The organism is Blastococcus sp. SYSU D00820, from assembly GCF_054050695.1.
Window position 1 is genome coordinate 46,330 of record NZ_JBJGZW010000012.1, and the last position, 11,359, is coordinate 57,688.

Below are 11,359 nucleotides of genomic sequence, written 5' to 3' on the forward strand. Positions count from 1 at the left end.
ATTTCGCCGTTCTGGCTCCTCTTTCGAAAGCGACGACATAGCTTCCTTCCGGAAGTGCTGCTCGCAGGCGTCTCCCGCTGATGGTGGGAGCGGAACATCTGGAGGGTCCATGACCGAACTCGAGCTCTCCCGCCGCCGGCTGCTCGGCCGCATGGGCCTGCTGGCGGGCGGGGCGTTGTTCGGCCCGGCGCTGCTCTCGGCGTGCGGTTCTTCCTCCGGTGGCGGCAACGGTGGTTCGCCGGCCGCCCCGTCGGGTGTCGACGCCGACTGGCCCGAGATCACGTCGACGTCGGTCGTGCTGGCCGGCTTCGGTGGCGAGACCTACGAGATCCGCCAGGAGATCATGTTCGACCAGTTCACCGAGCTCTCGGGGGCGGCGGTGACGCAGGCGAGCTGGGACTACGGCAAGTACCTCGAGGAGGTCGCCGCCGCGTCGCCCGAGTGGGACATGATCGACTTCGACGGCTACTCGGTCGCCGCCCTCGTCCAGGGCGGGACGCCCCCGGCGCGGCTGGCCGACTGGGTCCGGCGCTGCGACCTGGTCGACCCGGAGTTCCAGGACTACGCCGCGGGCAGCTACGCCTACAGCGTCGTCCTCGGGTGGTCGACCCAGCTCGAGGAGACGCCGTCGTCCTGGGCCGACTTCTTCGACACCGAGCGCTTCCCCGGCAAGCGGGCGTTCCCCAAGTCCATCTACGCCGGCACGGTGGAGATCGCGCTGCTGGCCGACGGCGTGGCCAAGGAGGACATGTACCCGCTCGACTTCGACCGGGCCTTCGCCAAGCTCGACACGATCAAGGACGACCTGGTCTTCTACGACTCCTACGCGCAGGGCCAGCAGTACATGGCCCAGGGCAGCACGGTCATGATCGCGACGGCCAACAGCCGGATGCAGCTGCTCAAGGACGACGGCCAGCCGGTGGACTACACGTTCACCGACGCGGTCCTCTACCCGTGGGGCGGCTTCCCGATCACCCAGAACGCCGCCCACATGGACGCCGCCAACGCCCTGGTCGACTACATGTCGGTGCCCGAGGTACAGGCCGAGCTCGCGAGGCGGACCTACCTCGGCCCGACGCAGAGCGCGGCGTTCGACAGCCTGTCCAGCGAGGAGCAGGCCCTGCTGCCGAGCGCTCCGGGCAACGTCACCAAGCAGCTCGTGGTCGACACCGCCACCGTGGCCTCCCAGGACGTGGAGTACGTCGAGCGCTTCTTCGCCTGGGTCGGGGAGTGACCGCCGCCCCGAGCGGCGCCGGGATCGCGCAGCCGGCGTCCGCGCCGCTGCGGTCGTCGATCTCCGGGAGCGGGGCCCGGTGGCTGGCCCTCCCCCCGTTGCTGCTGCTCGGGGTGGGCATGGCCCTGCCGACGCTGGCCGTGCTGTGGCTGGCCGTGACGGGCGACGACGGGGTCGGCGGGCTGTTCACCCCGCTGTCCTCGGCGACGTTCCGGGACGCCGTCGGGCGCACGCTGTGGCTGTCGGCGCTGTGCACGGTCGTGACCCTCGTCGTCGGCGTGGTCTACGCACTGGCCATCGCCCTGGCGCCGCGCTGGCTGTCCCGGGTGCTGGTCGGGATCCTGTTCCTGACCTTCTGGATCTCGCTGCTGGTGCGCACCTACGGCTGGGTGCTCACCCTCCAGCCGGCGGGCGCGCTGGACACCGTGGCGCAGCGGTTGGGACTCGACGAGGGGCTCGACCTCTTCCAGACCATGCCCGGGCTGCTGCTGGCGATGGTGCACATCATGCTGCCCTACGTCGTGCTGCCGGTCTCGGCGGCGCTGTCGGGCATCGATCCCTCGACCGTGCGGGCGGCCCGGTCGCTGGGCGCCGGTGACGCGCTCGTGCTGCGCCGCATCGTGCTGCCCGCGCTGGGCTCGGGCGGTGCGGCCGGGGCGGTCATCGTCTTCGTCCTCTGCCTGGGCTTCTACGTGACCCCGGCCTTCCTCGGCGGTCCCCAGGACCAGCTGGTCAGCACGGTCGTCGGCACCCAGTTCGGCCGGCTGCAGGACCTCTCCGGCGCCGCGGCGATGGGCGTGCTGCTGCTGGTCGTCGTCCTCGCGCTGTACGCGGTGGCCGACCGCTTCTTCCGCATCTCCGACAAGTGGGGCGGGGTCTGATGGACGAGCTGCGCCTGGCGCTGCCGCGGTCGCGGTGGCTGCTGACCGGTCTGGGCGTCGTCGTGGCGCTGTTCCTCCTGGCACCGCTGCTGGTCATCCTGCCGATGTCCCTGTCGGACAGCCGGTTCCTCACCTTCCCGCCGCGGGAGTTCAGCACCCGGTGGTTCACCGAGGTGTGGAGCGATCCGGGCTGGCAGGCCGCGGCCGGCGTCTCGCTGCGGACCGCCCTGGTCGCCACGCTGCTCGCCGTGGTCGCCGGCACCGCGGCCGCCCTCGCCCTGCGCCGCCGCGCCCGGCCGGGGCGGCTGGCGCAGGCGGCGCTGCTGTCGCCCATGGTCATCCCGCAGCTGGTCCTGGCCCTCGGCCTCTACGTCGGCGTCCGGGAGGTCGGTGGCTCGGCGGGGCTGGGCACGCTCGTGGTCGGCCAGGCGGTGCTGGCGGTGCCGCTGGTGTACGTGACGGTGGCGGCCGGGCTGCGCGCGGTGGACCCGGCGCTGTCCCGCGCCGCCGAGAGCCTGGGTCACCCGTGGTGGTCGACGGTGCTGCGGGTGGAGCTGCCGCTGGTGGCCCGCAGCGTCATCGGCGCCGCGCTGCTGGCCTTCGGACTGTGCTTCGACGAGTCGGTCCTGAGCTACTACCTGGCCCCGGCCGGGGATCCGACGCTGCCCAGCCACCTCTGGAGTTCGGCGAGCCAGAGCGTCTCCCCGGAGATCGCCGCGGTGAGCGCGCTGGTCATGGGCTTCGCCGTCGTGCTGATCGGGCTGCTGGTCCTCGTGCTGGGCACCCGCAGGAAGGGGGAGAGGTCATGAGCACGTCGCTGACGATCGCCGGGCTGGCGGTCGACCTGGGCGGGCGGCGGATCCTGGACGGCGTCGACCTCGCCGTTCCCGCCGGCTCGTTCGTGAGCCTGCTGGGACCGAGCGGGAGCGGGAAGACCACGACGCTCAACGTCCTCGCCGGCTTCCTGCCGGCCTCCGCCGGGGAGGTGCTCGCCGACGGCGAGCGCCTGGACCGGCTGCCGCCCCGGCGGCGCAACGTCGGCTTCGTCTTCCAGGACTACGCGCTGTTCCCGCACATGAGCGTCGCGGCCAACGTCGAGTTCCCGCTGCGGGCGCGCCGGGTGCCGGCGAAGCGGCGCGCGGACCTGGTCGCCGAGGCGCTGCGGTTGGTGCACCTGCCCGACGCGGGTCCGCGGGCGGTGCGCTCGCTGTCGGGTGGGCAGCGGCAGCGGATCGCGCTCGCCCGCGCGCTGGTGTTCGGGCCGGGGCTGCTGCTGCTCGACGAACCGCTGGCCGCCCTGGACAAGCAGCTGCGGGAGACCATGCAGCTCGAGCTCAAGCGCATCCAGCGGGAGACCGGGACGACGACCGTCGCGGTCACCCACGACCAGGTGGAGGCGCTGTCGATGTCGGACCTGGTGGCCGTGATGGACGCCGGCCGGATCGAGCAGGTGGGCACGCCGGAGGAGGTCTACCGGCGTCCGGCCACGGAGTTCGTGGCCCGCTTCCTCGGCGAGGCCGACCTCTTCCCCGTCGTCGGCGGTGCCGTTCCCGCACTCGGCCGCGACGCCGGTGGGCAGGTCGCCGACGGGCTGGCCGTGATCCGCCCCGAGGACCTCGCTCTCGCCGCGACCGGACCGGGCCCGGAGGTCGTCGTCCGGACGGTCACGTACCAGGGGACTCGGCTGCGCGTGGAGCTGGACCTGGCCGGGGTCGCCGCGCCGGTGGTGGTCACGCTCCCGGCGGGGGAGGGCGCGGTCCGGCCCGCGCCCGGGGACCGGTTGCACCTGGTCGTGCCCCCGGGACCGCTGCACGTGCTGCCGGCGGCGCCGGCCGTCACCGGGCTGGAGGTGGCGGCGTGAGCGCCCTTCCCGACCCGGTGGGGCCGGTGGACTCCAGCCGCGTGCCCCGGTTCGCCGGGATCGCCACCTTCGCCCGGCTGCCCCGGCGCGAGGACGTCACGCGCTACGACACCGCGGTGGTGGGCGTCCCCTTCGACAGCGGGGTCAGCTACCGCCCGGGCGCCCGGTTCGGCCCGGCGCACGTGCGGGAGAGCTCGCGGCTGCTGCGGCCGTACAACCCGGCGCAGGACGTCGAGCCGTTCGCGCACGCCCAGGTGGTCGACGCCGGGGACATCTCGGCCAACCCGCTGTCGATCGACGAGGCGGTCGGCCAGGTCGAGCGCGGCGCCGACGAGCTGCTGGGCGAGGGGACCAGGCTGCTCACCATCGGCGGGGACCACACGATCGCCCTGCCGTTGCTGCGTGCGGTCGCCCGGCGGCACGGACCGGTCGCGGTCCTGCACTTCGACGCGCACCTGGACACGTGGGACACCTACTTCGGGGCCGAGTACTCGCACGGCACGCCGTTCCGGCGGGCTTCCGAGGAGGGCCTGATCGACCGGGAGGGCAGCCTGCACGTCGGCATCCGCGGGCCGCTGTACGCGCCGTCGGACCTCACCGACGACGCCGCGCTCGGCTTCACGGCCATCACCGCCGACCACGTCCAGATCGACGGCCTGGCCGCGACGATCGAGCGGATGCTGGCCCGGCTCGGGGACCGGCCCGTGTACGTGAGCATCGACATCGACGTGCTGGATCCGGCACACGCGCCAGGTACGGGCACGCCGGAGGCCGGCGGGCTGACCAGCCGGGAGCTGCTGGCGATGCTGCGGGCGCTGCGGGGCAGGCAGGTCGTCTCGGCCGACGTCGTCGAGGTGGCCCCGGCCTACGACCACGCCCAGCTGACCGGTGTGGCTGCCTCGCACGTCGCCTACGAGCTGCTGTCGGTGATGGCCCCTGCGCGCTGACCGCGGCCGGGTGGTGGTGCTCGACCCGCTCGCCGACCCCGCCGAGGTGGCCGCTGTCCTCGCGGATGCGGGGCTGCCGCTGCCGGTGACCGCGGCGACCGCCGTTCCCGCAGGCGCCGACGTCCTCGCCGTGCTCGCCGGTCCGGAGACCCCCGTGCCGGCCGCCGCGCTGGCCGGGCTGCCGGCCCTGCGGGTGCTCGCCGCGACCTCGACCGGGTGCGACCACCTGCCGCTCGCCGAGGCCGCCGCCCGCGGGATCTGGGTGACGCGGGTGCGCGAGTACTGCACGGAGGAGGTCGCCGAGCACACCCTCGCGCTGGTGCTCGCCCTGCTGCGGTCCGTGCCGGCGTTGGACGCCAGCGTGCGGGCCGGCCGCTGGGACGTGTCCGCCGCGCCCCCGCGCCGGGTGGCGGGCTCGGTGCTGGGCCTGTTCGGGTCCGGTCCGATCGCGCGGGCCGTGGCCGTCCGTGCCCGCGCGCTGGGCATGGCGGTCGTGGTGGCGGCCCGCAGCGAGCCCCGGGAGCTCGTGGCCCTCGGCGTCCGACGGGTGCCGCCCGCCGAGCTCCTGGCCACGGCCGACGTGGTCAGCCTGCACGTGCCGCTGACCCCGGACACCGAGGGGATGGTGGACGCCGCGGCGCTCGCGGCCATGCGGCCGGGCTCCGCGCTGGTCAACGTCTCGCGCGGTGCGGTGGTCGACTCGGCCGCACTGGCCGCGGCACTGCGCTCGGGCCACCTCTCCGGCGCGGCCGTCGACGTGCTCCCGGTGGAGCCGCCCGCACCCGGCGAGCCGCTGCTCTCGGCACCGAACCTGCTGGTCACCCCGCACGCGGCCTGGTACTCGGCGGAGGCCGCCCGGCGCCCGGCCCGGCTCGCCGGCGCCGCGGTGGCCGCGGTGCTCGGCGGCCGGGAACCCGACGGCGCCGTCGTGCGGCCGGGTCAGTCCTGAGCGGGCGCCGCAGCCGCGAACAGCTCCCGCGCCCAGTCCGCGAGCAGCAGGGCGTCGGCCCACCGGTCGCTGATCTCGGCGCCGTCCGGCCCGGTGATGGCGTAGGGCGTGGTGCCGAGCTCGCAGACGAACGACAGCTCGGCGTCCGCGGTGTTGCGGGCCCGCCACGCGGCGAAGCCCTGCGCCCACCACCCGCGGAAGCGAGCCACGGCCCCCGCGTGCTGCGGGAACCGCGGGCCGACCTGCACCTGCCCCCGGGTGGCGATCCGGCCCTGGAAGGAGGTGCCGCGCTCCAGCACCCGGTCCAGGAGCGGATCGATGCGCGGGTCCGGGCCGTCGGGCAGCTCGTTGCCGACGACGTAGTGCGACAGGTCGACCGCCAGCGGCAGCTCGGGCACCGCGTCCAGCAGGGCGACCGTGGCGTGCAGGTCGTTGGTCAGCGTGAACCGGTGCGTCTCGAGCTCCACCGGCATGCCGGCGGCCGACGACTCCGCCAGCCAGCCGCGCACGGTGGCGGCGGCCTCCGCCACCCCCGCAGGGAAGACCTGGCCGCACAGGACCATGGAGCGGGCACCGACGTCGGCGGCGTAGGCGAGGGCCTCGGCCAGCGGGCGCTGCTCGCTGACGAAGGCGAAGACCTGCACCCGCAGGCCGGCGTCCTCGGCCAGAGGGCGCAGGTCGGCGGCCGCGGGTGCCTGGCGGGCGCCGAGGTCGACGGCCAGGCCGTCGAAGCCGGCGTCGGCGATCGCCGCCACGCGCTCCGGCAGCGTCCACTGCGGGCCCCCGAGCGGCAGGTCCTCCATCGCCCAGAGGGACTGGGACACCACCAGCCGCTGACCGGTCGTCGTCACGTCTTCCTCCCCGGGGCCGTCATGCGCTAGCGTCAACCTATCAGCCGATAGGCACGCTCGACGACGAGCCGGCCCGGTGTCCGTGACCACTCCGCCCGAGGTGCTGCCATGACCGTCGCTCCGGAACGCCCCCTGACCGAGACCTCCACCCGCATCCACCCCGGTCCGCTGACCGACCGCTCGGTGGGCCGGTCGATCCTGCCCGCGGCCGCCTACACCGACCCGGAGTACTTCGCCCGCGAGCGCGAGGCCGTCTTCGCCGGCGGCTGGAGCTGGGCCGGCTTCACGCACTGGGCGGCCGAGCCCGGCGCCGTGCACCCGATCGAGGTCGCCGGGCGGCCGCTGCTGCTCAGCCGGGACCGCTCCGGCGAGCTGCACGTGTTCCACAACGCCTGCCGGCACCGCGGCATGCTCCTCGTCGAGGAGCCGACCGTCACTCGCCGGATCCGCTGCCCGTACCACGCGTGGAACTACGGGCACGACGGCGCGCTGTGCTCCGCACCCTTCTGGAACCGCGACGGCGGCCAGGCCGCCGGCGGCCCGGAGGAAGAGGTCCGCGCCCAGCTCGGGCTCCTGCCCGTGCGGCACACCGAGTGGGCCGGCATGGTCTTCGTGGCCTTCCGCGACGACGTCGAGCCGCTGGAGACGCTCCTCGAGCCGTTGCTGCAGCGCTGGGCCCCGATCGACCTGACCCGCATCTCGCTGGCCGAGGAGCGCACCTACGAGGTGCCGGCGAACTGGAAGCTGGTGGTCGAGAACTTCCTCGACTTCTACCACCTGCCCTTCGTCCACCCGCAGGTCGGACCGGCCGCCGCCGCGCTCGACATCGACGACGTCGTGCTGGCCGAGCGGGTGATGGGCGGCAGCTACCCCCGGGGTGCCGCCGGCAAGGCGAAGAAGACGGAGAAGTCCCTGCCGCTGCTCGGTGAGGTGCCCGAGCACCTGCACGCCGCGCAGGACATCTTCTGCGTCTTCCCGAACGCCCTGGTGTTCCTGGAGGCCGACTGGTTCCAGGTCATCGCGTTCTCCCCGGAGGCCCCCGACCGCACCGTCGAGCACATGGCCGTGTTCGTCGACTCCTCGGCGGCCGGCCCGGAGTACGCCCCGGAGCGCGAGGCGCTGTGCTCGGTGCTGTTCGAGGTCAACGACCAGGACATGCCGATCCTCGCCCGCCTGCAGTCCGCGCGGCGCTCCCCGGCCGCCGACCGGAACCACCTGGTGCCCTCGTGGGACCAGGTGACGGCGGTCTTCCAGCGGCTGGTCGCCGACACCCTCCGCTGATCCGGCGCCCCGGGGACCGCGACCCGCGGTTCCCGGGGCGCCGGCGTCAGTCGGCGAAGTCGGGGTAGCGCCGCTCCACCAGCCGCAGCAGGGCGGCCCACGCGAGATCCAGGCCGACGTCGTCGGTCAGGTCGTCGCCGGTCGGCTCCCCGTTGAGCTGCCGGCCGGCGTGGGCGACCACGTGGTCGGGCGGCAGGACCAGCGGGCCGGCGGCCTGGGCGGTGACCTGGATCTGGCACGCGCGCTCCAGGTAGAACATGCGCAGGAACGCCTGCGCGGGCGTCGCCCCCACGGTCAGCAGCCCGTGGTTGCGCAGCACCATCACCGGATGGCTCCCGAGGTCGGCCACCAGCCGGGCCTGCTCGGCCTCGTTGAGGGCGACGCCCTCGTAGTCGTGGTAGCCGACGCGGCCGGTGAACTCCATCGACATCTGGTTGACCGGCAGCAGCCCGTCGGCGAGCGCGGCCACCGCGCAGCCGGCCCGGGTGTGGGTGTGCAGCACGCACTGCGCGTCCTCGCGGGCGGCGTGGATCGCGCTGTGGATCACGAAACCGGCGGGGTTCACCGGGTACGGCGTCGGCTCGACCGGCGCGCCGTCCAGCCCGATCTTCACCAGCGACGAGGCGGTGACCTCCTCGAACAGCAGCCCGTAGGGGTTGATCAGGAAGTGGTGGTCCGGGCCGGGCAGCCGCACCGAGATGTGCGTGAAGACCAGATCGGTCATCCCGAAGTGGTCGACCAGCCGGTAGACCGCGGCCAGCTCCCGGCGCAGCCGGGCCTCCTCGGCCGCGGGCCCGGGTGCCGCGGCGGTCCGGTCGGGCGAGGGCGCGGTGGTGGTCACGGGAAGGCCTCTCGACGAGTGCGTGGGCGCCGCTGCCCGGGACGGTGCCAGCCTATCGGCCGACAGGCAGGTCAGGGGAGGTCGCGGAGCAGGACGGCGCTCTCCTCCGCCACCGCGGGGTACCGGGAGGGGTCGACGAGCAGCCCCCGGACCACCAGCCGGACGGTCTCGGCCGCCCGGTGCTCGGGGTCGGCGGCCCCGGCACCGGACATGGTCTCCTCGGCGTGCAGCCGGATGTGCGTGAGCGTGATGCCGGTCAGCAGCTCCCGGACGGTCGCGGTGTCGACCGGCTCGACCTCGCCGGCGGCGACCGCCTCGGCGAGCAGCCGCCGGATGCTCCCGTGCAGGAGCTCGGCGAGACCCCGGACGTCGGCGAGGGCGGGGTCGTCGAGGAGGTCCTCCTGGTGGAGGCCCTGCAGCACGAACTGCGACCGGTAGACGTAGCGGAGGTCCCACAGCAGGTAGGCGTGCAGCCGGGCGGTGGGTGAGCCCGGCGAGGCCACCAGCCGGGCCGCGACGGCGCTGGTGGGCCCGTAGCTGTGGCGCAGCAGCGCGCCCAGGATCGCCGCCTTCGAGCCGAAGTGGTGGAACAGGGACGGCTGGCGCACCCCCACGCCTGCCGCGATGTCCCGGGTCGACGTCCCGTGGTACCCCTGGCGCGCGAAGAGCTCCCCCGCGACGGCGAGGATGCGTTCGGCCATCGGGGGTCCGGCGGTCACGAGTCGCTCAGCAGCAGCACCTTGCCGACGTGCTCGCTGGCCTCCACCACGCGGTGGGCCTCCGCGGCCCGCGACATCGGCAGCCGCCGGTCGACGATCGGCCGCACCACCCCGCGCTCGACGTCCGGCCACACGTCGTGCCGGACCGCCGCGACGATCTCGGCCTTGCCGCCGGGGCCGTCGGTGGGCCGGGACCGCAGCGTGGTGGCGTGCACCGAGGCGCGCTTGGCCATGAGCCGGCCGAGGTCGAGCTCGGCCTTCGTGCCGCCCTGCATGCCGATGCACACCAGCCGGCCCCCGGTGGCGAGGGCGGCGACGTTGCGCGCCAGGTACTTGGCGCCCATGTTGTCCAGGACGACGTCGACCCCCGCGCCGCCGGTCTCCTCGCGCACCCGCTCGACGAAGTCCTCGTCGCGGTAGTTGATCGCCACGTCGGCCCCGAGCTCGCGGCAGGTGGCCAGCTTGGCCGCGGAGCCGGCGGTCGTGAACACCCGTGCGCCGGCGCGCGCGGCCAGCTGGATGGCCATGGTGCCGATGCCGCTGGCGCCGCCGTGCACGAGGAAGGACTCGCCGCGGCGCAACTGGGCGCGCATGAAGACGTTCGACCACACCGTGCACACCACCTCGGGCAGCGCGGCGGCCGTGGCCAGCTCCACGCCGGCGGGGCGGGGCAGCAGCTGCCCGGCCGGCACGGCGACCCGCTCGGCGTAGCCGCCGCCGGCCAGCAGCGCGCACACCTCGTCACCCACCGACCAGCCGGTCACGTCCGCGCCGACCTCGCTGATCACCCCGCTGCACTCCAGGCCGAGGATCTCGCTCGCGCCCGGCGGCGGCGGGTAGTGGCCGGCCCGCTGCAGCAGGTCGGCCCGGTTGACGGCGGTGGCGACGACGTCGACCACCACCTCGCCGGGACCGGCCACGGGATCGGGCGCCTCCCCCCAGCCGAGCACCTCGGGGCCACCGGATCCGTCGAGGGTCACCGCGCGCATGCCCCGACCTTAGGAGGCCCCCTTCGCAGGGCCCGCCCAGCATCCCGCCGGCGAAGTGAGCGGCAAGTGGCCGGTAAGTGCTGCGGCCGAGGCTGCCGCCATGACGACGCAGACCCCTCCGCTCCCGTTCCCCGTGACCCCCCGCCGCCCCGGCGACCCCGAGGCCGACCTGACGATGTTCGGGCTGATCCACCGCGCCCTGCGGGCCGGCGCCCGCGACGTCGCCGTCGCCGCCACCGCGATCGGCGCCGGCGCCCCCTGCCCGCCGTCCCGGCGGCGCGCGGTGGTCGAGTACGCGACCGAGGTGCTCCACGAGATCGAGGTGCACCACAGCCGGGAGGACGACGTCCTCTGGCCGGTCATCGCCGCCTCCGCCGGGCCGGTCGTGGACCTCGAGCCCCTCACCGACGACCACACCGTGCTGCACGGCGTCCTCGCCCGCGCCGAGGACGCGCTCGCCGTCTTCACCCGCGACGGCTCCGCCGCCTCGGCCGCCGTCCTCGGCCGGGTGATGACGCAGGTCGCCGACCTCCTGGACGAGCACATCACCGAGGAGGAGGCCGAGGTCTTCCCCGTCATCCGCACGCACGTCTCCGCGGGTGACTTCGCCACCTGCGAGGCCCGGTTCCGCAAGGGCAGCAGCCTGGGACACATGCTCTTCGTCCTGCCCTGGGTCGCCGCGCAGTGCTCCGCGGAGGAGCGGGCGGCGTTGCTGGAGGTGGCCGGCCCGCCCCTGCGCCTGCTGCTCAAGGTGGCCGAGCCGCGCTGGCAGCGCCGCCGCGCGCTGCTCGTCGGCGCCTGAGGGG

The 11,359-nt window shown here is 74.7% G+C and carries 12 protein-coding genes; 8 read left to right on the plus strand and 4 right to left on the minus strand.

Annotation, left to right across the window (positions count from 1 at the left end; genetic code table 11):
* The first annotated feature begins 109 nt into the window (after window positions 1-109).
* The 6 genes from ACI79R_RS13945 to ACI79R_RS13970 are packed head-to-tail and all read left to right on the plus strand — an operon-like array spanning window position 110 to window position 5,872.
* On the plus strand, window positions 110-1,234 hold the full coding sequence (locus ACI79R_RS13945) for an extracellular solute-binding protein (RefSeq protein ID WP_456574233.1): 1,125 nt from the start codon (window positions 110-112) through the stop codon (window positions 1,232-1,234).
* Complete coding sequence (locus ACI79R_RS13950) at window positions 1,231-2,115, plus strand: ABC transporter permease (RefSeq protein ID WP_456574234.1); 885 nt, start codon at window positions 1,231-1,233, stop codon at window positions 2,113-2,115. Before ACI79R_RS13945 ends, ACI79R_RS13950 begins: the two co-directional genes overlap by 4 nt.
* A complete protein-coding gene (locus ACI79R_RS13955; RefSeq protein WP_456574235.1) occupies window positions 2,115-2,924 on the plus strand; it encodes an ABC transporter permease in 810 nt (269 codons plus the stop codon). Before ACI79R_RS13950 ends, ACI79R_RS13955 begins: the two co-directional genes overlap by 1 nt.
* Entirely contained in the window at window positions 2,921-3,976 is a 1,056-nt protein-coding gene (locus ACI79R_RS13960) for an ABC transporter ATP-binding protein (protein WP_456574236.1), read from the plus strand. The genes ACI79R_RS13955 and ACI79R_RS13960 overlap by 4 nt, the downstream gene beginning before the upstream one ends.
* Window positions 3,973-4,923: an agmatinase gene (gene speB, locus ACI79R_RS13965; protein WP_456574237.1), complete on the plus strand. Its 951-nt coding sequence runs from the start codon at window positions 3,973-3,975 to the stop codon at window positions 4,921-4,923. Before ACI79R_RS13960 ends, speB begins: the two co-directional genes overlap by 4 nt.
* Window positions 4,924-4,933: 10 nt before the next feature.
* Window positions 4,934-5,872, plus strand: coding sequence for an NAD(P)-dependent oxidoreductase (locus tag ACI79R_RS13970; protein ID WP_456574238.1), 939 nt, complete (start codon window positions 4,934-4,936; stop codon window positions 5,870-5,872).
* Here ACI79R_RS13970 and ACI79R_RS13975 read toward each other — a convergent pair.
* Window positions 5,863-6,723, minus strand: coding sequence for a sugar phosphate isomerase/epimerase family protein (locus ACI79R_RS13975; protein WP_456574239.1), 861 nt, complete (start codon window positions 6,721-6,723; stop codon window positions 5,863-5,865). The genes ACI79R_RS13970 and ACI79R_RS13975 overlap by 10 nt on opposite strands.
* 108 nt (window positions 6,724-6,831) lie before the next feature.
* Here ACI79R_RS13975 and ACI79R_RS13980 point away from each other — a divergent pair, with 108 nt between their 5' ends.
* Complete coding sequence (locus ACI79R_RS13980; RefSeq protein WP_456574240.1) at window positions 6,832-8,004, plus strand: aromatic ring-hydroxylating oxygenase subunit alpha; 1,173 nt, start codon at window positions 6,832-6,834, stop codon at window positions 8,002-8,004.
* Between the two features lie 46 nt (window positions 8,005-8,050).
* On the opposite strand, the gene ACI79R_RS13985 is transcribed toward ACI79R_RS13980, so the two are convergent.
* The 3 genes from ACI79R_RS13985 to ACI79R_RS13995 form a co-directional block, all read right to left on the minus strand.
* Complete coding sequence (locus ACI79R_RS13985) at window positions 8,051-8,845, minus strand: class II aldolase/adducin family protein (RefSeq protein WP_456574241.1); 795 nt, start codon at window positions 8,843-8,845, stop codon at window positions 8,051-8,053.
* A gap of 71 nt (window positions 8,846-8,916) precedes the next feature.
* Window positions 8,917-9,546, minus strand: a complete 630-nt coding sequence (locus ACI79R_RS13990; protein WP_456574242.1) for a TetR/AcrR family transcriptional regulator — start codon at window positions 9,544-9,546, stop codon at window positions 8,917-8,919.
* Window positions 9,547-9,560: 14 nt separating this feature from the next.
* Window positions 9,561-10,553: an NAD(P)H-quinone oxidoreductase gene (locus ACI79R_RS13995; RefSeq protein ID WP_456574243.1), complete on the minus strand. Its 993-nt coding sequence runs from the start codon at window positions 10,551-10,553 to the stop codon at window positions 9,561-9,563.
* Between the two features lie 100 nt (window positions 10,554-10,653).
* Between ACI79R_RS13995 and ACI79R_RS14000 the strand changes: the two genes are divergently transcribed.
* Window positions 10,654-11,355, plus strand: coding sequence for a hemerythrin domain-containing protein (locus ACI79R_RS14000; RefSeq protein WP_456574244.1), 702 nt, complete (start codon window positions 10,654-10,656; stop codon window positions 11,353-11,355).
* The last annotated feature ends 4 nt before the right edge of the window (window positions 11,356-11,359 follow it).